The organism is Pantoea sp. alder81 (assembly GCF_020179835.1).
In the GTDB taxonomy this organism is placed as follows: domain Bacteria; phylum Pseudomonadota; class Gammaproteobacteria; order Enterobacterales; family Enterobacteriaceae; genus Pantoea.
Map to the genome: position 1 here is coordinate 172,997 of NZ_JAIUDA010000004.1, position 18,599 is coordinate 191,595.

At 49.2% G+C, this 18,599-nt stretch carries 21 protein-coding genes; 12 read left to right on the top strand and 9 right to left on the bottom strand.

Annotation, left to right across the window (positions count from 1 at the left end; all coding sequences use genetic code 11):
• The first annotated feature begins 111 nt into the window (after nt 1-111).
• Nucleotides 112-864, top strand: a complete 753-nt coding sequence (locus LBW88_RS13095) for a FadR/GntR family transcriptional regulator (protein WP_224932711.1) — start codon at nt 112-114, stop codon at nt 862-864.
• Nucleotides 865-892: 28 nt separating this feature from the next.
• On the opposite strand, the gene LBW88_RS13100 is transcribed toward LBW88_RS13095, so the two are convergent.
• Nucleotides 893-1,786, bottom strand: coding sequence for a LysR family transcriptional regulator (locus tag LBW88_RS13100; protein WP_224932712.1), 894 nt, complete (start codon nt 1,784-1,786; stop codon nt 893-895).
• 156 nt (nt 1,787-1,942) lie between these two features.
• On the opposite strand from LBW88_RS13100, the gene pckA reads away from it, so the two are divergent.
• A complete protein-coding gene (gene pckA, locus LBW88_RS13105) occupies nt 1,943-3,562 on the top strand; it encodes a phosphoenolpyruvate carboxykinase (ATP) (protein WP_224932713.1) in 1,620 nt (539 codons plus the stop codon).
• A 230-nt stretch (nt 3,563-3,792) separates the two neighbouring features.
• Here the strand turns inward: pckA and LBW88_RS13110 are convergent, their stop codons facing one another.
• The gene (locus LBW88_RS13110; RefSeq protein ID WP_224932714.1) at nt 3,793-4,353 is read right to left on the bottom strand and encodes a TetR/AcrR family transcriptional regulator; all 561 of its coding nucleotides are present in this window, start codon (nt 4,351-4,353) and stop codon (nt 3,793-3,795) included.
• Nucleotides 4,354-4,423: 70 nt separating this feature from the next.
• Here LBW88_RS13110 and LBW88_RS13115 point away from each other — a divergent pair, with 70 nt between their 5' ends.
• Nucleotides 4,424-5,041, top strand: coding sequence for a glutathione S-transferase family protein (locus LBW88_RS13115; protein WP_224932715.1), 618 nt, complete (start codon nt 4,424-4,426; stop codon nt 5,039-5,041).
• 249 nt (nt 5,042-5,290) lie between these two features.
• On the opposite strand, the gene LBW88_RS13120 is transcribed toward LBW88_RS13115, so the two are convergent.
• Nucleotides 5,291-6,010: a type 1 glutamine amidotransferase gene (locus tag LBW88_RS13120; RefSeq protein ID WP_224932716.1), complete on the bottom strand. Its 720-nt coding sequence runs from the start codon at nt 6,008-6,010 to the stop codon at nt 5,291-5,293.
• Between the two features lie 34 nt (nt 6,011-6,044).
• Nucleotides 6,045-7,373, bottom strand: a complete 1,329-nt coding sequence (gene ptsJ, locus LBW88_RS13125) for a transcriptional regulator PtsJ (RefSeq protein ID WP_224932717.1) — start codon at nt 7,371-7,373, stop codon at nt 6,045-6,047.
• Between the two features lie 69 nt (nt 7,374-7,442).
• Between ptsJ and LBW88_RS13130 the strand changes: the two genes are divergently transcribed.
• The 6 genes from LBW88_RS13130 to LBW88_RS13155 all read left to right on the top strand — a co-directional run bounded on the left by LBW88_RS13130 (nt 7,443) and on the right by LBW88_RS13155 (nt 13,072).
• Nucleotides 7,443-8,243, top strand: a complete 801-nt coding sequence (locus LBW88_RS13130; RefSeq protein WP_224932718.1) for a YggS family pyridoxal phosphate-dependent enzyme — start codon at nt 7,443-7,445, stop codon at nt 8,241-8,243.
• Between the two features lie 4 nt (nt 8,244-8,247).
• Nucleotides 8,248-8,478, top strand: a complete 231-nt coding sequence (locus tag LBW88_RS13135) for a hypothetical protein (RefSeq protein WP_224932719.1) — start codon at nt 8,248-8,250, stop codon at nt 8,476-8,478.
• Between the two features lie 85 nt (nt 8,479-8,563).
• Nucleotides 8,564-9,046 carry a glutathione peroxidase gene (locus tag LBW88_RS13140; RefSeq protein ID WP_224932720.1) on the top strand — a complete coding sequence of 161 codons (483 nt, stop codon included), beginning with the start codon at nt 8,564-8,566 and terminating at the stop codon, nt 9,044-9,046.
• Between the two features lie 176 nt (nt 9,047-9,222).
• A complete protein-coding gene (locus LBW88_RS13145; protein ID WP_224932721.1) occupies nt 9,223-9,867 on the top strand; it encodes a Qnr family pentapeptide repeat protein in 645 nt (214 codons plus the stop codon).
• Nucleotides 9,868-10,182: 315 nt separating this feature from the next.
• A complete protein-coding gene (gene proP, locus LBW88_RS13150) occupies nt 10,183-11,691 on the top strand; it encodes a glycine betaine/L-proline transporter ProP (RefSeq protein ID WP_224932722.1) in 1,509 nt (502 codons plus the stop codon).
• A gap of 292 nt (nt 11,692-11,983) precedes the next feature.
• The gene (locus tag LBW88_RS13155) at nt 11,984-13,072 is read left to right on the top strand and encodes a mechanosensitive ion channel family protein (protein WP_224932723.1); all 1,089 of its coding nucleotides are present in this window, start codon (nt 11,984-11,986) and stop codon (nt 13,070-13,072) included.
• Between the two features lie 165 nt (nt 13,073-13,237).
• Here LBW88_RS13155 and LBW88_RS13160 read toward each other — a convergent pair whose 3' ends face one another.
• The gene (locus LBW88_RS13160; RefSeq protein ID WP_224932724.1) at nt 13,238-13,621 is read right to left on the bottom strand and encodes a VOC family protein; all 384 of its coding nucleotides are present in this window, start codon (nt 13,619-13,621) and stop codon (nt 13,238-13,240) included.
• Nucleotides 13,618-14,778, bottom strand: a complete 1,161-nt coding sequence (locus tag LBW88_RS13165; protein ID WP_224932725.1) for an MFS transporter — start codon at nt 14,776-14,778, stop codon at nt 13,618-13,620. Before LBW88_RS13165 ends, LBW88_RS13160 begins: the two co-directional genes overlap by 4 nt.
• A 136-nt stretch (nt 14,779-14,914) precedes the next feature.
• Between LBW88_RS13165 and LBW88_RS13170 the strand changes: the two genes are divergently transcribed.
• The 3 genes from LBW88_RS13170 (at nt 14,915) to mazF (ending at nt 16,544) form a co-directional block, all read left to right on the top strand.
• Complete coding sequence (locus LBW88_RS13170) at nt 14,915-15,685, top strand: DeoR/GlpR family DNA-binding transcription regulator (RefSeq protein WP_224932726.1); 771 nt, start codon at nt 14,915-14,917, stop codon at nt 15,683-15,685.
• A 281-nt stretch (nt 15,686-15,966) separates the two neighbouring features.
• Nucleotides 15,967-16,212, top strand: coding sequence for an AbrB/MazE/SpoVT family DNA-binding domain-containing protein (locus tag LBW88_RS13175; RefSeq protein WP_224932727.1), 246 nt, complete (start codon nt 15,967-15,969; stop codon nt 16,210-16,212).
• Nucleotides 16,212-16,544 (top strand): endoribonuclease MazF, encoded by a 333-nt coding sequence (gene mazF / locus LBW88_RS13180; RefSeq protein ID WP_224932728.1) that lies wholly within the window; start codon nt 16,212-16,214, stop codon nt 16,542-16,544. The genes LBW88_RS13175 and mazF overlap by 1 nt, the downstream gene beginning before the upstream one ends.
• Nucleotides 16,545-16,581: 37 nt before the next feature.
• On the opposite strand, the gene LBW88_RS13185 is transcribed toward mazF, so the two are convergent.
• The 3 genes from LBW88_RS13185 to LBW88_RS13195 form a co-directional block, all read right to left on the bottom strand.
• The gene (locus tag LBW88_RS13185) at nt 16,582-16,797 is read right to left on the bottom strand and encodes a hypothetical protein (RefSeq protein ID WP_224932729.1); all 216 of its coding nucleotides are present in this window, start codon (nt 16,795-16,797) and stop codon (nt 16,582-16,584) included.
• A gap of 104 nt (nt 16,798-16,901) precedes the next feature.
• Entirely contained in the window at nt 16,902-17,393 is a 492-nt protein-coding gene (locus LBW88_RS13190; protein WP_224932730.1) for a GNAT family N-acetyltransferase, read from the bottom strand.
• Nucleotides 17,394-17,494: 101 nt separating this feature from the next.
• Nucleotides 17,495-18,520 (bottom strand): Gfo/Idh/MocA family protein, encoded by a 1,026-nt coding sequence (locus LBW88_RS13195; protein WP_224932731.1) that lies wholly within the window; start codon nt 18,518-18,520, stop codon nt 17,495-17,497.
• Nucleotides 18,521-18,599: the final 79 nt, after the last annotated feature.

Sequence of the window (18,599 nt, forward strand, 5' to 3'; positions counted from 1 at the left end):
ACTTTTTCGCTTACGCATTACGTTTTATTGACATTTGCGTAACATTGACAAGTGCCCTGATGATTATTTGTGCAACTGATCACTTAATTTATTTAGACAGGTACCCGCGTAATGCCGATAAAAAAGATGGAAAACCCCAGGCTTTACAGACAAATAGCGGATCAGCTAATCAAGCTTATCGACAACAACGAATTTCCTCCCGGAAGTCGCCTGCCAGCGGAACGAGAATTGGCTGAACAGCTTCAGGTCAGTCGCGCATCGGTACGTGAAGCGCTAATCGCGTTGGAGGTGATTGGTCTGGTGGATGTCAAAGTCGGCAATGGTGTGATTGTGAAAGCGCGTTCCAATACCCAGGAACCGGTAATGATGCAGGCCGGACGCGATCAATGGAACGAGCCGGATGATGAGCTGGGTATTAATCTGGATTTTTCAACTGAACTGCCGCCATTCTCTCTGCTGCAAGCACGGCGCCTGATCGAGCCAGAGGCCGCCGCGCTGGCCGCGTTGCATGCCAGCGAACAGGAACTGGCGTTGATCCGCGCGGCGTATCAGCAAAACTGTGAAGATAACCGTGCGCAATCGCGTACCCATCCAGGCGACCGCTTATTCCATATCCGCATTGCGCAAGCCAGCGGCAATCCGGCCTATGGATTTATCATCGGCCACCTGCTCGGTCATCGCTATGGCAGCATGTTCCGCATGTTGCAAGCGCACTACACGCCGAGCGATATGCCGCTCGTCTCGGAATCTGAGCATATGGACATTCTTTCTGCGCTTGAAAATCGTGATGCTAAGGCAGCGAGATCGGCGATGAAGAAGCATATTGATCGGGTCATAGCGACGTTTGAGCGTGCTCAGGAATGAGATTGTTTGCCTGGAAAATGATTCAATCTCATGAATTCATTTGCTTTCGCTCCTTCACATAACGCCAGAAGCGTTCCGCCGTCAGATTTAAACGCGCGCCGGAGCGATAAACATAAGCCGAAATCTTCAGCGAAAGGCTGTGATCCATAATCGCCAGCCTTCTCTCCTCCAGCTCACGCTGAATCGAGTAATCAGGCAGCCAACCAACGGCATCGCCTTTGAGGATCATTCTTTTCAGCAACTCACTCATCGAAGAGACAAAGGTCAGGATAAAAGTGGTGTTGGGTATGCGATCGATCACCTGATTGACCTGACGCCCCATGTAGCTGTCATTGGCATACTTGACCAGCGGCAATGTGTCGCCATTGATCGAGAAAATCGGCTTACCGTGCTGGTCACAGGGTGAGACCAGATGCAGCGCGGAATCGAAGATTTTATGATTGATAAACGGGTAGTTCATCAGCTCTTCATTGTAAAAAGACAGGATAAAATCACTTTTCCCTTCTTTCAGATTAAAGACTGCATCGTTGACGTTAATCGATTCAACAAAGAACACCTTATCGGGGCTGTCACGGTAATCCGCCAGTATATCGGGCAGCAGCAGGACGGAAAGCGAAGGCGCCGCATCAATACGGATGCTTTGCTTTAATTTATCTTCACCCTTAATTCGGCTGATCTGGAAGTCCATATCGTCCAGCATATTTCTGGCATAGCCGACAAAGATTCTGCCCTGTGGGGTCAACTGCGGCGGATTCACTTCACGATTGAAGACGCTGAAACCCAGGTTAGATTCGAGTGCCTGAATCCTTCTGCTAAACGAGGACTGCGAAATATTTCGTCTTTCTGCCGCAAGCGTAAAGCTGCGACATTCTTCTAAGGCAATCACATCATAGAACCACTTCACTTCGAGGTTACTTAGCACTTCTTCGCTCCAATTACAGCCCCCATTTCTATGCATTTTTTACATGACAAATGATTTATATGCAATTTCTGCATCAAGAAGCCAGTGCTACTATCCATCCCCTACTCGGGTCGGCCCTTGCCGCCTCGCCAATCATCTAATGAGTCAGGGTTTCCTATGAGCGCAATAAAATCTGTCACGCAACATCTCTCAAGCCTTGGCATCAACGATGTCAGCGAGATCGTCTATAACCCGAATTACGAATTACTGTTCGAGCATGAAACGTCAGCCGAACTCAAAGGCCCGGCGCGCGGAATGTTGACGACGTCTGGTGCAGTGACGGTTGATACCGGCGAGTTTACTGGCCGTTCCCCACGCGATAAGTACATCGTTCGCGACGATGTGACGCGCGATACCCTTTGGTGGTCAGATGCTGGCCTGGGGCGTAACGATAATAAACCGATGTCCACTGAAGTGTGGGCACACCTGAAAAGTCTGGTTGCCGATCACCTGTCGGGCCAATCACTGTACATCGTGGATGCCTGGTGTGGCGCCAGCGCCGATACCCGTCTGGCAGTGCGTTTTGTTACTGAAGTGGCCTGGCAGGCGCACTTTGTCAAAAACATGTTTATCGCACCGACCGCCGAAGAACTGGCAAGCTTCACCCCAGACTTCACAGTGATCAACGGTGCCGGTTGCGTGAATCCGCAGTGGCAGGAGCAAGGGTTAAACTCAGAGAACTTTGTTGCCTTCAACCTGACAGAGAATATCCAGCTGATTGGCGGGACCTGGTACGGCGGCGAGATGAAAAAAGGGATGTTCTCAGTAATGAACTACCTGTTGCCGCTGAAAGGTATTGCGTCAATGCACTGCTCAGCCAACCGCGGTGAAAAAGACGACGTGGCGTTGTTCTTTGGACTTTCCGGCACCGGTAAAACCACCCTCTCAACCGATCCACGCCGCCAACTGATTGGCGATGATGAGCACGGTTGGGATGCAGACGGTGTCTTCAATTTTGAAGGCGGCTGCTATGCCAAAACCATCAATTTAAAGGCGGAGTCTGAGCCGGAAATTTATGGTGCCATCCGCCGTAACGCGCTGCTGGAAAACGTTGTTGTCCTTGAAGATGGCAGCGTGGATTATGCCGATGGCAGCAAAACCGAGAACACTCGTGTCTCCTATCCGCTGTCGCACATCGAGAATATCGTGCAGCCAGTGTCTCGCGCCGGTCATCCTTCACGCATCATCTTCCTTGCTGCGGACGGATTTGGGGTGCTTCCACCGGTTTCACGTTTGACGCCAGAGCAGATGCAATATCACTTCCTTTCTGGCTTCACCTCCAAGCTGGCGGGCACCGAGCGCGGGATTACTGCCCCAACGCCGACGTTCTCAGCTTGTTATGGCGCGGCTTTCCTGATGCTACACCCAACTCAGTACGCTGACGTGTTACAGGAGAAAGTTGCACAAAGCGGTGCTGAAGTGTGGCTGGTGAATACCGGCTGGAACGGTGCAGGCCAACGTTTGTCGCTGAAAGATACGCGCCAGATTGTCAACGCTATCCTGGAAGGAGAAACGGGCGCAATGCGTGAAGAAACGCTGCCGATCTTTGGCCTCGCCATTCCTCAGGAGATTGCTGGCGTGGACGTGAATACACTCGATCCGCGTAACGGCTGGGCATCACCGTCAGAGTGGCAGGAAGCGGCCGAGAAACTGGCACAACTGTTTATCAATAACTTCAAACAGTACAGCAACAACGAAGCCGGTGCGCGCATTGCGCAGGCAGGGCCGCAGTTGTAATTGATGGCACATAAGATGGGTGTCATACATTGGCACTCTATCGCCGCCAATTAGGCGATGAAAGCTGACTGAAATGACGCTGCCCCGCATGAAATCGCCGGGCAGTTTTTTATTGCATGGCAGGCTACAAATGCTGGAGCGAGTTGCCGGACATGGGTGGGCACCATTCTCGATAATAGACAGACAGTTGAATCAGCCCATGAGGTTAAATATCCCCCTCAACTCAGTCTCTATTTTTCATCCAAAATAGTTTTGATTAAACCTTTAACGGATTCAAGAGGCGAATCAACAGCTTTGATGTAATGCTGCAATGCAAAACCATCCAATAAAATTAAAATTTGATCAGCAAGTTGTTGTCGATTAACGCGACTGACACTCAGACAATCAAGGATCACATCCCTCAATTTTCGCTTATAACTCTGTACGATGTGGAAAATCTCGCCATCGGGTTCAGCTGACTGGAACAAAGCATGATTCATGGGACAACCACGTTGATACTCTTTCTGTGCGATAGCATTAGCAAACAATGAAGTAATTTTGCACGATTCACTATCTTGCTGCGAAATTCCATGTCTGCAAATACCAAGAATCTCTTCCGCTACAAGATTATATACTGCTGCAATTAACGCGTCTTTTGAGGAAAAGTTGTTATACAACGTCATTTTAGCTAAGCCAGCATCAGCGGTCACATCATTAATTCCGACATTGGCCGTGCCATTTTGCATAAACAGCTGTTTAGCCGATGTAACCAATATTTCTCTGCCTGCCCCTCTACGTGTCTTCTCTTTCATTTTAATACTCTTGACAATGTAAAACCCCAACAACATGATAGACCGGTCTACCTACCAATGGAAGTTTTATATGCATAACATCAAATTCTGGTTTTCGCGTGGATCATGTTCGTTAGCAACCCATACTCTACTTCATGAAGCTGGGCTGCCATTCACTCCGATTGAAACATCCGTACTTAAGCAGGAGACCTTAAGTCCTGCGTTCTCCAGGATAAACCCAAAACAACGCGTACCTGTTCTTGCTTATGATGACGCGATTATTACAGAAACACCTGCTATAGCATTGGCAATATCGCAATGGGTACCGGAGAAAGGGCTGCTGGGTGTGAGCGAGTTAGATAAAGTGCGCGCACTTGAATGGATGTGTTGGTTATCAGGAGAAGTTCATGGTCAGGCATTTGGCGGATTGTTCAGGCCACAACGCTTCACTGACGAGCCTGATCAATATGAATCCCTGCAAACAAAAGCAAAGCAACGAGTGGCACATGCTTTTAAAACCATTGAATCCAAAATCGGCAAATCGTTTGCTATTGGAAAATCGTTAACCATCGTTGATCCTTACTTATTAGTCTTTTTTAACTGGGGTCAGGGGATAGGATTTGATATGAAAGCTGAATATCCGGTTTACACGGAATTTTCACATCTGATTGCTGAACACCCATCTGTCATTAAAGCCCTTAAAGATTAAGGTTCTCATGTACTTCCCCTTTAATAACTGGATGTTTATTCGACAGTTATTATCAGGCTTCTTCGAATTGTGTTAGAGGTTTTATTTATAAACATCATCATGACATTTAGGCAAGCATTGATAGAATCACAGCATCGGGGAGGGAGTGTTTCAGCCATTACAAGCAGAATTCACTTGTTGATTAATAAGCTCAAACACTAAAAAATCAAATAGAATGCCAGGTATAAATTCACTGGCATTTTTTAGTATTTACGCTGATTGGTATCGAGCTTCCAGCTTATCTAAAAAGCCAAACAACACCTGATTCATCTCGTTGTAATCATGTGCACGAAGTTCTTCTGGCGTGTTGACGAAGCGGTATTCAGCGGCGCGGCTCAAATCTTTCTCTGAATGCGCGATCAGCATTTCTACAACTTCCAGCGTTAATTCCATATGGCACTGGAAACCATATACGCGATCTGAATACGCCACGATTTGTCGCGGGCAACCTTCGCTGTAAGCGATGATTTTTGCATCCGCAGTCAATCCCGGCATATCGTTATGCCAGTGTCCCACTTCCAGCGTGCTGGCGAAGTGAGAGAACATTTCGTCCTTACGACCCTCTTCCGTCAGCGAGATCGGGAATTTACCAATCTCTTTTTCAGGGCTGTGTGCGAATGGCGCGCCCAGCGCTTCACCGATCAGCTGTGATCCCAGGCAGATACCGATAACGGCTTTACCGGTTTGAACCGCTGAAGCAATCAGCGCCTGTTCACCTTTCGCATCAAAGTGCGGGCACTCTTCAAGTGTGGTAGAAGGATCCTGTGGTCCTCCCATCACAATCAGAAAATCGATACCTTCCGCGTCTGCTGGCAGCCTGTCGCCTGCATAAACGCGCGAGTAAGACACATCATGACCGTGATTGATGGCCCAGGTTTCGTAGGCGCCAGGTGCTTCAAAATCTTCATGTACGATGAAATGTACGCGCATTGCTGAGAACTCCATGAGTGATGTACTGGCCTGTTCAGGCCTTATTGGTAGCCTGAATCTGACGCTGCTGTGACAGAATCCCGGCGAGGGATTTAGCAATTAACTCTGTTTCCGGTGCCTCAAGCTCAGAGACGGTGATCCGAAGCCCTGAACTTTTACTGTCCAGCATGAATCCTTCTCCGCCCCGAACCAGCCAGCCCCGTTGCGCCATCTGCATCACCGTTGCCGCACTGTTGTGTGGTAAAGGGACCCACACATTTAAGCCATCGTGATGTTCTGAAACCGTGACACCATGCTGTTTTAACACGCTGACCAGCAATTCTCGTTGGCCTAAATAGCGCCCACGTGCAGCCAAAATGGATTGCTCAAACTCAGGCGAAATCATATGACCCGCAGCCATATCTTGCAGAATATGGCTGACCCAGTTAGTCCCGGCATTCAGGCGCTGACGCAGACGCTGTGACGTTTCTTCATCGCTCGCCACAAAGGCCATACGCAAATCAGGCCCCAGAAACTTGGACAAAGAGCGGATAAGCACCCAGTTACGGGTGTTTGACGGAACAATGTGGTGATAATCCTGTGTTGAGAGCAGAGAAAAGTGGTCATCCACAATCACCAGTACTTGCGGATAGCTTGCCAGCAAAGTGCGTATGCCCTCTGCCCTGCCAGCGCTCAGGCCAAAGCCGGTTGGATTGTGGGCGCGAGGGGTGATGATCACCGCCTGTACCCCTGCAGACAGTTGGCGTGACAGCGCCTCAATCTGCATTCCTTCCGCATCCATGGCGACAGGCGCAGCCTGAAGACGGTTGTGCCGCAGCGTGCTAATGCTGCTGAGGAAGCAGGGGTCTTCAACCGCCACACGATCGCCCGCGATCAGGTAACTCGCCAGAACTCTTTCAACAGCATCAACCGCACCGTGAGTCAGATTTAAATCAAAGGGAGTGTTGAGATCGGGCTGCAGCCATTTGAGACCCGCTGCGGCAAGTTCAGGACGGATTTCGGACTCGCCATATAACCCTGGCGTGTTACGGATATGCACAACAAGCTGGCTAACTGCAGGTAAAACCGAAGTCGCAGGATTGCCGCTGGCTAAATCGCGTATCGCCAGACCCGGTGCGCTACCTTCGATATCAATCGCCGTGATGGGTTCACGCACAATGGTGCCGTTTCTGCCTCTCGATATGACAAAACCTGCATCCGTCAGACGCTTGTAAGCCAGTGCAACCGTATTGCGATTAATGCCCAGCTCACCGGCTAAATCACGCAGTGTGGGAAGCATTGTGCCGGGAACAAGTTCACCGGACTGAATCATTGCGCGGATCTGATCGAAAAGATCACCCGCTGTTTTACCGCTTATCTTCATTGATCTGGTACAAATAAAAGTTTAGCCTAGGTCAATAATAAATAACTTCAGAGCTCCTGTCTATCGCCTATGAAAAACACCGAAACGAACATCTCAAATCCTGACACTCAGCCCCGCCACGACATGCACAATCGCTGGCCACGCGCAGAAAGCGTTCAGGATTTCATCAACAACCTGGCAGACGTTCAATCGCGTATCAATGCTGCCTGCCTGCGCGCGGGGCGTAACGCGTCTGACGTACGCCTGCTTCCGGTGAGTAAAACCATGGATGAAAACCACATCCGGCTGGCTCACCAGGCAGGATGTACGCTACTGGGTGAAAATAAAGTGCAGGAGGCTTGGGGTAAATCGCAGTCCATGTCCGATCTGACCGACCTGAAATGGTCTGTGATTGGGCATCTTCAGTCGAATAAAGCCAAGCTGGTTGCCAAATTTGCCAGTGAGTTTCAGGCCCTGGATTCACTTAACACAGCAGAAATACTTGACCGACGTTTACAACTGGAAGGCCGCACGCTGGAGGTTTTTGTGCAGGTCAATACCTCTGCTGAGCCGAGCAAATATGGTCTGGTTCCTGAACAGGTTGCGGACTTTATGGCGCAGCTATGTCCGCTTAAAAATCTGCATGTTAAGGGGCTGATGACGCTGGCAGAGTTCAGCTCAGATGCCGACCGCGTGCGGGCCTGCTTCATCCGTTTAAGGACGCTGCGCGATCAGCTGGCGGAAGTGTATGGCAATTTGCAGCTGTCGATGGGGATGTCAGGTGACTTCGAAATCGCTATCGAAGAAGGCGCCAATGTGGTGCGCGTAGGTCAGGCCATTTTTGGTGCCCGCACGCTCCCTGATGATCACTTCTGGCCGACAGAAGATTAAGGCAATGATCGCTACACACCGCCTCAGCGTATACCTCAATGAAAACCTGATTGGTAATCTTGACTGCGAAAGTCATCAGGCCGAAGCACTTATCACAAAAATTCAGAACGCACTGTCTGCCGAAGAGGGATGGTCTACTGTCAGATGGGTTTCGGATCAGGAAAAACGCATTCTTGAGAGTAGCCCTGCGGGTATAAAAGTTATTAGTAGTGAAAAGCTTTTCCGCCAGGCATAAATCTATCGCGACAATGTTTGCGCTGTGCCTTCAAGCAACGTGGTAATGTCGACGTCGAACTGTTTTCTGCTTTAAGGAAGCCAACATGACAGTCTATCACCAACTTACCGCCACCAGCTTGAGCGGCCAGCTCGTCTCAATGGCCGACTACGCTGGCAAGCTGGTTTTGATAGTGAATACCGCCAGCCATTGTGGCTTCACGCCACAATACGCAGGCCTTGAAGCGCTCTATAAAAAGTACGCTGCCCAGGGTCTGATGGTGCTGGGTTTCCCTTGCAACCAATTTGGCAAGCAGGAACCCGGTAGCGCCGATGAGATTTCGCAAACCTGCCACATCAACTACGGTGTGAGCTTCCCGATGTTCGAAAAAGTGGAGGTTAATGGAGCCGCTACGCACCCGGTATTTGGTTACCTTAAAGACGAATTGCCCGGCGTGCTGGGTGGGCGAATCAAGTGGAATTTCACCAAGTTTCTCATTGGACGTGACGGCAAACCAATAAAGCGTTTTGCACCGATGACCACGCCAGAGAAAATGGAACCTGCGATTATTGCGGCACTTGAAATCTAATTACACCTGAGCGTCATTCACGCTGAAAGAGTTTAATCTGAATAATATCGTTCCCTACTTCTTTCAGCTCAGGCAATTCTAGTTTTGCTGCCGATGAGCCAGATTATGTCGTTTGACGCGCGGCTATAAATCAGTTTAACATCCCGACCACTGTATAAAAAAACAGGCTCAGTTTCATGACCCTAACTTTGGTTGGCGAGAAAATTGGCAAAAATCGGTTCACCGGCGAGAGAGTTGAAAACAGTACCTTTTTGAACTGTGACTTTTCTGCTTGTGACCTTAGCGGTACTGAGTTTACCGGCTGCACTTTTTACGATCGTGAAAACCAGAAAGGATGTAATTTCAGCCGCGCCACGCTGAAAGATGCCATCTTTAATAGTTGCGATCTGTCTATGGCAGATTTCAAAAACATCAGTGCTCTGGGTATCGAAATTCGCAGCTGTATGGCTCAGGGGGCGGATTTTCGCGGTGCCAGCTTTATGAACATGATTACAACCCGCACCTGGTTCTGTAGTGCATACATCACCAAAACCAACCTCAGCTACGCCAATTTATCGAAGGTGGTTTTAGAGAAGTGTGAACTCTGGGATAACCGCTGGATTGGCACTCATATTCTGGGCGCAACATTCAGTGGTTCAGATCTCTCCGGCGGAGAGTTTTCTTCATTTGACTGGCCTTCTGCCAATTTCACTTATTGCGATCTGACTAACTCGGAGCTAGGTGAAATAGATGTGCGTGAAGTTGATATGCAGGGTGTGAAGCTGGATAACTACCAGGCCTCATTGATACTGCAGCATCTTGGCATCTCGGTTGTTAATTAATCAGCTCTATGACTTAAATGCTCCTTAGAAGTTATCGCAGGATTGGAGTGAATGAAGCCTGGCCAGGCAATAAACATCCCTTTTTCGGTAGCACTAATATTGAGTCAATCGCGCTCGATCTCCGTATACCTGCTCTTACTTTCAAAAGTCCCACCTCTAAAAAAGGCATCTAAATCAGAGACTCGCCCGGCAAATTGTAAATTTATGTCTATGCTGTATCTGAATCAGCAGTTATCAGCTGGATTCTCCATAACAATTTACGGTTTGTTATAACTAGATATCAACCAGAAGTGTTTGATTTTTAAGGGAAGGGTAATGCTTAGTATAAGACGTAAAAAGGTTAAGCCGATGCGGCTGAAGGACGTGACAATCATTGATGATGCGCGTCTGAAGAAGGCGATTACCGCCGCAGCTCTGGGTAACGCCATGGAGTGGTTCGACTTTGGGGTGTACGGTTATGTCGCGGCCGTATTAGGTAAGGTGTTTTTCCCGGGTGCCTCGCCCGGTATTCAGATCATCGCTGCTCTGGGCACATTTTCTGTTCCGTTCATTATTCGTCCGTTAGGAGGAATGTTTTTTGGTGTTCTGGGTGATAAATATGGCCGCCAGAAAATACTCGCCATCACCATCATATTGATGACCTTCAGCACCTTCAGCATAGGACTCATTCCGTCCTATGCCACCATCGGCTTCTGGGCACCGGTCTTGCTGCTGATTGCGAAAATGGTGCAAGGATTTTCGGTGGGAGGAGAATATACCGGCGCTTCCATCTTTGTTGCGGAGTACTCACCCGACCGTAAACGCGGATTTTTAGGTAGCTGGCTTGATTTCGGCTCGCTGGTTGGCTTCGTCTGTGGCGCTGGTGTCGTTGTGCTGCTCACCACGATCCTTGGCCAGGAAACATTCAATGACTGGGGCTGGCGCATTCCCTTCTTTATGGCGTTGCCACTGGGCTTAGTCGGCCTCTACCTGCGCCATGCGCTCGAAGAAACTCCGGCATTCCAGAAGCATGTGGATTCACTGGAAGAAGGTTCCAAACAAGGTCTTAGCGAAGGCCCTTCCGTACCTTTCAAAGAGATCGCACGCAAGCACTGGCGAAATCTGATCTCCTGCATCGGCATCGTTATCACCACCAACGTGGCTTATTACATGCTGCTGACCTACGTGCCGAGCTATCTGACCCACAATCTGCACTATTCAGAAGACCGTGGTGTTTTGATCATTGTCGTTATCATGCTGGCGATGCTGTTTGTGCAACCGGTTATGGGATTGCTCAGTGATAAATTTGGACGCCGTCCGTTCATCATTATCGGTAGCGTGGCAATGGTGCTGTTATCCATTCCATCCTTCATGTTGATTACCCATCACAGTTTAGTCGCGCTCTTCTTTGGACTATTGATTCAGGCAGTCATCCTCAACTGCCTGATTGGCGTAATGGCTTCCACGCTTCCTGCTTTATTCCCGACAGAAGTGCGTTACAGCGCGCTGGCCAGTACGTATAACATCTCCATTTTGGTTGCGGGTATTACCCCTACCCTCACGGCCTGGTTAGTGGAAGTGACGGGCAACCTTTATATGCCCGCGTGGTATTTGATGGCGGTGGGTGCGATTGGCGTGGTGACCGGTTTTACCGTGAGAGAAACCGCTAACAAACCGCTCTATGGCGATACCCCTGCGGCCTCCTCGCTTGAGGAAGCTAAAGAGTTGCTGCAGGAGCATCATGATGGCATCGAGCAGCGCATCGAGGATATTGATGAACAAATTGAGGAGTTGAAGAATAAACGCCGCAATTTAGTTGCTCAGCACCCGGAAATAACGCAATAAATAATAACCGCTGCCTTAGGGCAGCGGTTTTCTCTTAATGCACTCATCGCCCTACCCGCTATCTGAAGCAGAACACTCATAATCGTCTATACTTTCAGCATGTTGGTTTTAAACATACGTTAAATTTAAATTCACAAATGACGTTTAATATATCCTTATCAAGATAGTTGATGGGCAGTGAATCAATAATTTATAGCGAACGCAATATTTACAGATGACCGGGCAGACACGGTTACTGAATGTTTCATTTACCTGACAACGGGTGATTGTCAGCTGAAAATAAGGGAAAATAATGCCATCGATATTTGATGAGTTATCTGACGCTCCTTTATGGGTGCCTGCTGTGGTACTTGTCACCCTTTCGCTTGTGGCGGGTTTTCTGGCTCGATTCTTACTGCTGCGATTTATACGTTACTGGCAGAATCGCGACAGAAAATTATTCAAATCACTTGAAAAACATCTACGTGGTTCAATGTTTCTGTTCATTCCACTGATGTTAATCAATGTCGGAGCCGATTATGTTAATATTCACCCCGATTCACTTTCGTTCATTACCCCCACGTTGAATGTCTTTATAATACTGTCATTGTGCTCGATCTTAATTAGATTGACCAATGTCGCACAGGACATGCTGTTTATTCGTTATGACATTAATCTGTCGAATAACCTGCGCGCCAGGAAGATTCGGACCCAGATCATCTATGTCAAAAAAGTCGCGATTGTCCTCCTTGTGTCATTCTGCCTTTCCCTGATTCTTATCAGTATTCCCGGCGTGAGAAAATTCGGCACGACCATCCTCGCCGGCGCCGGGGTAGCAGGCATCATCATTGGTTTTGCGCTGCAGAAGTCACTGGTTAATTTGTTTGCCGGCATTCAGATCGCGTTCACACAACCGATCAAAATTGATGATGCGGTTGTGGTTGAAAATGAATGGGGTTGGATTGAGGAGATTAACCTGACCTATGTTGTGGTGCGTATCTGGGACCTGCGCAGACTGGTGCTGCCGATTACCTATTTTACCGAGAACGCCTTCCAGAACTGGACGCGCAATAATGCCCAAATATTAGGTTCAGTATTTCTTTATCTCGATTACTCAATGCCACTCGAACCGCTGCGTCAACATTTTGAAAAAGTCCTGAGTGAAACCAAACTTTGGGATCAGCAGACACAAGTGCTTCAGGTGACAGATACCACTGATAAAACCATGACGATTCGTTTATTGATGACCGCGCAGAACTCCCCGACGGCATGGGATTTGCGCTGCTACGTGCGCGAGAAGATGATTGAGTTTATTCAACAGAATTATCCGCAGAGTCTTCCTAAAGTGCGTGCGACCCTGACCGAACCTGCAGAATCTAATAACACGAAATGTCACTCTTAGGCCGCTCCTGCTTTTCTGGCGCTATAAGGTAGAAAGGACAGATTAGTTAAGTGCTTTAAAGGCAATTTAATCTGTCCTTCCACTCTTCGCTCTGAATCTGATAGCGACATCAATCAATGCTCATTGCTATCAAAAGAACCGCGACAGACACTAAGCCACCTCGCGTCAAGCCACGATCTCAATCAGGTTCCCATCAGGATCTCGAATAATCGCCTCATAACACCCATCACCCGTTACGCGAGCCGGGCTGACTAAAATATCAGTCTCAGCAGCCTTTACGACCATCTCATCGACATGCTGGCGGCTACCAAGGGTTATGGCAATATGAGCCCATCCCGTCAGTTCTTTTCCGTTGTCTCCTTTATTCAATCCTTCAAGGCTCATTAATTCAATCGTTGGCCCTTCAGTTAAACTGACAAAGTAGGAACGAAAACCAGGGCGGTTTTTACTGATATAAAGTTCATTCGCCATCCCACCAAAAAATTCCTGCCAGAATTGTTTTTGTGCTTCGAGTTGATGGGTCCATAAAGCGACATGGGCAATTTTCATGCGTTGTTCCTCGCAGAATTTCTTTGGTCAAGATTTAGAGTGAATGAGACCGCGCCAACAAACACCATCAGCGCCATGATGAATGAGAAAGCCAAAGTGAGTGAGCTGAAGTGAGCGACGTATCCAATCACCGCCGGACCACTCAACACACCGAGATACCCCATGGTGGTCATTGCCGGAACAGCAACAGACTGTGGCATCACGCTTTGCTGGCCTACGGCAGAGAACATGACGGGGACGATGTTCGCACAACCAGCCCCGATCAGGATGTATCCAATCAATGACAGAGGCCAGGAAGCGATGAAGATGATCAACGCCAGCCCTGCGGCTGCCGTGAGCGCCCCGCCAACCACTACAGTCAACCTGCCAAGATTTGCCACAACACGGTCGCCCGTCATCCTGGCAGCAGTCATCGCTACGGCAAAGCATGTGTACCCAAGGCCACCCAGCGTTTCGGGCATATCTCTGACCTGCGTCAGGTAAACTGCACTCCAGTCCAGTACCGTCCCTTCTGTAAGAAATACGGAAAAGCAGACCATCCCCAGTAATAGGACGATGCCGCGTGGCATAGCGAAAGCAGCCCCTTCCCGGGGATTCGCATAGGTTAAAAGTCCGGGATAACTCAGCGCAGTTAACACAATCACAGTGAGCGTAATCAGCATCGTGGCGACAATGACGTTGATGCCTAACGTTAGTAGCAAAGTCATCAGACCCGCGCCTGCGATGCCTCCGAAACTGTACATGCCGTGAAAACCGGACATCAGCGGAGCCGGTGAGGCTTTCTCTACAAGGATTGCCTGAATGTTCATCGCGCAGTCCGTCACACCTACGCCGATACCAAATACTAGCAGCACAAGACCCAGCAATACCGGGTGAGAGATCGCTGCCAATAGAGGCGTGCTGAGCATAACCAGCGCAAGTGCCGCGACGATGACCCGGCGGCAGCCAAACCGGGTGGTCAGCGAACCGGTTAGAGGCATGGCGATTAGCGCACCAACGCCAAGACATAATAATAATGTGCCGAGGGTAGCTTCATTCACTCCAGTATTGGCACGCGCATAGGGCACGATTACTGCCCAGGTTGCCGTTACAAATCCAGCAATGAAAAAAGTGAGCCGGGTCGCCAGGCTGGAAGAGATTATAGGGAGTTGAACCATTTCGTTCCTCGTGTTGAAAGCGGGATTTTAATTTTGCTGAGCGCATGTCCAGACCCATCAGCAGCCATTGACAACCTATGCATCATGCGCGAGCATGCTCAATCAAGCTCGATTATGATTATTTAAGAGGTATCACTTGCTCGATTATGCTGCTTTCCCTGACCAGCGACAAGATCTGATTCGACAAATTTTGCGCGACCAGGGCCGGGTTGTATGTACTGAACTTGCCCAACAAATGGGCGTATCAGAGCATACTGTACGGCGTGATCTCCATGAACTGAGTAAAGAAGGGGTCTGTAAAAAGGTCTATGGCGGGGCGGTGTTGCAGCTTCCCGACGCTGGCAATTTGGCCTTGAGAAAAGAGCATAATCTATCAACAAAAGACATCATCGCGCAGAAGTGCGCCAGCCTGGTAAAAAGTGAAAGCTGCATTTTAATTGATGCTGGAAGCACCAATCTGGCCATGGCAATGGCATTGCCTGAAACGCTCAGTCTCACTGTGATCACCAATGCCCCGGATATCGCCGCGGCACTGTTAAAACATCCACAGATTGAAGTGATCATGCTGGGTGGCCGCATGCAAAAAAACAGTGGCGGTTGCGTGGGGAATACAGCCATTGAGCAACTAAAAAACATTTTGTTTGATCAGGCATTTATTGGTGGATGTGCCATGAGCGCTGAGGCGGGTTTGACGGGTTTCAACTTCGATGACTGTGAGTTTAAGAAAGCCGCCATAGCGCAAAGTAGCCAGATTATTGTCGGTTTGACTGCAGAAAAAATTCCAGGGGTGGCGCGATTCTCGGTGGCGAGTTGCGAAGAGATAGACATCCTGGTGGTTGAAGAGAACATCAACAAAGACTTTTACAGCGCGTTTGCGGCAGAGAATATGACTATTTTGACGGTTTAATATTATAGAGCGCTGAACACTGAACACAATTAACTGCCTTAACAGTGGTTCAAAATTTCTATTTGATTCATGTGTTCTCAACTCGCAAATGAATGCCCTTCAAGAGCTTTAATTCACAAGTCTACCACCCAGACTTGCAGCAATAGAAAAAGCCGCAATGTGTGGTATCAAATTGAAATTCTTAAACGAAGTAAAATTAATAAGCGATGCCGTAATGTATCTACGTTGTATCTACACAAGTGATGATATACAGTGTATCGACATTCTTCAGGAGGTTTGCTATGACCACGGTAACGCTAAAAAAATGGGGCAATAGCCCTTCAATCCGCATCCCTGCCAGCATAATGCAATCCGCTGCACTCAATGTTGATGACAAACTGGAACTCAGCGTGGAGGATGGCAAATTGATACTTGTCCCTGTGAGAGAAAAGGAGTATTCCCTTGACGCTCTGCTGGACGGCATCACTGAAGATAACGTCCATGAGAAAATTGATTTTGGACCTTCAGTTGGCAAGGAATTGCTCTAATGGTTTCACGTTTTGTACCCGAAGCCGGAGATCTGATCTGGCTGGATTTTGATCCTACGTTGGGGCATGAGCAGGCTGGGCATCGCCCGGCTGTCGTCCTCAGTCCTTTCGCCTATAACAACAAAGTGGGCATGCTACTTTGCGTGCCCTGCACCACTCAGGCCAAGAGTTATCCGTTTGAAGTGACCTTGTCAGGTACACGGAATAGTGTCGCGCTGGCTGATCAGGTGACCAGCATTGAATGGCGCGCCCGAAAAGTGACGAAAAAAAGCCATGTGACGCCCGATGAACTTGCGGAAATTCGCGCCAAGGCAAAAGCGTTAATCGGATAAGAGCGAATACTGACGGCCCTAAGCCGTCAGTTATTCTTTAGTGCCCACGCCGCGCCTGCATCATCGCAAGCCGAAACTGGCGGACATCCTGTGGTGTCCAGCAGCGGCAGGATAAAGGCGCGGTGTCGTCGACCGCGGCGGGCAGCGGGACTTTGTTTAGCGTGCCACGATTGCAAATCGCACAGGCTAAGGTGGCGGAGGGTACGCCAAGATAGCGCGCCACCTCCGGCAAGGTCATCAGTGAAGTACGCATCATAACCTCCTCGTTACATGTGATTTCACTGACATGGTTGAGCAGTTTTCAGCGAAATTTTTTGATCCCGATCAGGTGATGAATTATTTTTGGTTAAAAAATAATCACAACGTCATCAGCATCTCGTGCCACGCCATACCGCCATGATCGGACGCCGAAGGTTTGATGTACTGATAGCCAAACTTTTTATACAGATCAACATGATGGGTTTTGCACATCAAATGGATGGTCTGCTTATCCATTTTCTTCATGATAGTGATGAACTGTTGCATCATCAGCGTGCTGTAACCTTTACCCTGATATGCCGGATCGAGCACCACTGACATTATCACCACGTTGGGTGCAGCAGGGTCATGCCCGATTAACTCCTTGAACTCCTCATCTGACATCACCACGTCCCAGGCACAACCCGCGTTAATAAAGCCAATGACCTGACTCTCGCTTTCCAGGCACATAAACCCCTGCGGATACTGCCTAATACGGGTCGCGATTTTTTCGCGCGTGGCAGCCTCATCGCCTTCGTAGGCATCAATTTCAATGGCATAGCAGCGATCAACATCGGCTAAGGTGGCACTACGGAACATCAAATTCGACACAGCAGACCTCTAAACATAACATCTCGTGGACGCCATTTTAGCAGGGTGTCATGGGGAAAGGTTGAGAGAATAGAGCGCTGCTTCGCAGCAGCGCGACTGTTTTAAATAACTTCCACTACCCGATTTTCACGTGCGCTAATAAACGCGGCATCCAGTACCGCCAGGACTTCAATCGCCTGCTCTGGCGTCACTGGAGGTTCGCTGCCATCGCGAACCGCTTTAGCAAAGGCTTCGTAATAAGCGTGATAGGCGCCCTGTTCGGAAGGCACTCGTTCTGAGCCTTGCGGCGTATTGAGCGTGCCCCAGTGCTCAGGCTGCTCATAGCCCCAGGCTGCAAGATCGTCCGCTGGGCGCTGGCCTGCAAAAATGGCCTGCGCCTGCACATCCGTACCTTGTGAAACAAAGCTACCGGCATCGCCATACAAACGAAACTCACGGCAAACAAAGCGATTCAGTTTGGTGGCAGAGAGATAAGACGTGGTTCCGTTGTGGTGCTTAAGCGTCAGCACAAAACTGGCGTCAGTCGGACCTTCCGGCAGATCGATGATATCCAGTTGCGCATAAACTGACTTTACCGGCCCCAACAGGAACAACGCCTGATCGACAATATGACTGCCTAAATCTCGCAACAGACCGCCGGTTTCGCCCCCTTCAAGGGTATTGGCATCGTCAAAATCCATGCGGTTGTGCAATCGCCACACTTTCCCTACACGATTTTGCTCGATGAGTTTTTTCAGCGTGCGTACATCATGGTCAAAACGTCGATTGTGATAAACGCTTAGCACCACCCCTTTTGCTTTTGCGGCTGCAGCCAGTTCGCGGCCCGTTTTCGCATCGGGCGCAAAGGGTTTATCCGCAATAACGGCCACACCGGCTGCAATCGCTTCCAGCACCAACTCTCGTCGCGTTTGCGGTGGCGTGGTAATAGTCACCGCCTCCACACCTGCCGCCAGCATTTCGGTCAAACTGGCATAAATCGGGATGTTGGGAAAATCCGCTTTCGCTCGTGCGATAGTCGCTGGCGCACGCGCCACGATGCCAGCTAGCTCCACGCCTTCAGCCGCATTAATAAATGGCGCGTGGAAATGTTTTCCGCCCGTTCCATAGCCCACGATACCGATTTTCATGCTGCCTCCTTGTGATAGATAAAAGTCGTAAGGCAATCAGTAATAACATAATTGCAACAACTTAAACGGCTCTCACCAG

Excerpts from the sequence above, each read along its gene's own strand:
- LBW88_RS13160 (WP_224932724.1), bottom strand. The coding sequence starts at position 13,621 with ATGAAAATTGCCCATGTCGCTTTATGGACCCATCAACTCGAAGCACAA.
- LBW88_RS13135 (WP_224932719.1), top strand. The coding sequence starts at position 8,248 with ATGATCGCTACACACCGCCTCAGCGTATACCTCAATGAAAACCTGATT.
- LBW88_RS13110 (WP_224932714.1), bottom strand. The coding sequence starts at position 4,353 with ATGAAAGAGAAGACACGTAGAGGGGCAGGCAGAGAAATATTGGTTACA.
- pckA (WP_224932713.1), top strand. The coding sequence starts at position 1,943 with ATGAGCGCAATAAAATCTGTCACGCAACATCTCTCAAGCCTTGGCATC.
- LBW88_RS13140 (WP_224932720.1), top strand. The coding sequence starts at position 8,564 with ATGACAGTCTATCACCAACTTACCGCCACCAGCTTGAGCGGCCAGCTC.
- LBW88_RS13185 (WP_224932729.1), bottom strand. The coding sequence starts at position 16,797 with ATGCGTACTTCACTGATGACCTTGCCGGAGGTGGCGCGCTATCTTGGC.
- LBW88_RS13130 (WP_224932718.1), top strand. The coding sequence starts at position 7,443 with ATGAAAAACACCGAAACGAACATCTCAAATCCTGACACTCAGCCCCGC.
- LBW88_RS13120 (WP_224932716.1), bottom strand. The coding sequence starts at position 6,010 with ATGCGCGTACATTTCATCGTACATGAAGATTTTGAAGCACCTGGCGCC.
- LBW88_RS13095 (WP_224932711.1), top strand. The coding sequence starts at position 112 with ATGCCGATAAAAAAGATGGAAAACCCCAGGCTTTACAGACAAATAGCG.
- LBW88_RS13195 (WP_224932731.1), bottom strand. The coding sequence starts at position 18,520 with ATGAAAATCGGTATCGTGGGCTATGGAACGGGCGGAAAACATTTCCAC.
- LBW88_RS13165 (WP_224932725.1), bottom strand. The coding sequence starts at position 14,778 with ATGGTTCAACTCCCTATAATCTCTTCCAGCCTGGCGACCCGGCTCACT.
- ptsJ (WP_224932717.1), bottom strand. The coding sequence starts at position 7,373 with ATGAAGATAAGCGGTAAAACAGCGGGTGATCTTTTCGATCAGATCCGC.
- LBW88_RS13145 (WP_224932721.1), top strand. The coding sequence starts at position 9,223 with ATGACCCTAACTTTGGTTGGCGAGAAAATTGGCAAAAATCGGTTCACC.
- proP (WP_224932722.1), top strand. The coding sequence starts at position 10,183 with ATGCTTAGTATAAGACGTAAAAAGGTTAAGCCGATGCGGCTGAAGGAC.
- mazF (WP_224932728.1), top strand. The coding sequence starts at position 16,212 with ATGGTTTCACGTTTTGTACCCGAAGCCGGAGATCTGATCTGGCTGGAT.
- LBW88_RS13175 (WP_224932727.1), top strand. The coding sequence starts at position 15,967 with ATGACCACGGTAACGCTAAAAAAATGGGGCAATAGCCCTTCAATCCGC.
- LBW88_RS13115 (WP_224932715.1), top strand. The coding sequence starts at position 4,424 with ATGCATAACATCAAATTCTGGTTTTCGCGTGGATCATGTTCGTTAGCA.
- LBW88_RS13155 (WP_224932723.1), top strand. The coding sequence starts at position 11,984 with ATGCCATCGATATTTGATGAGTTATCTGACGCTCCTTTATGGGTGCCT.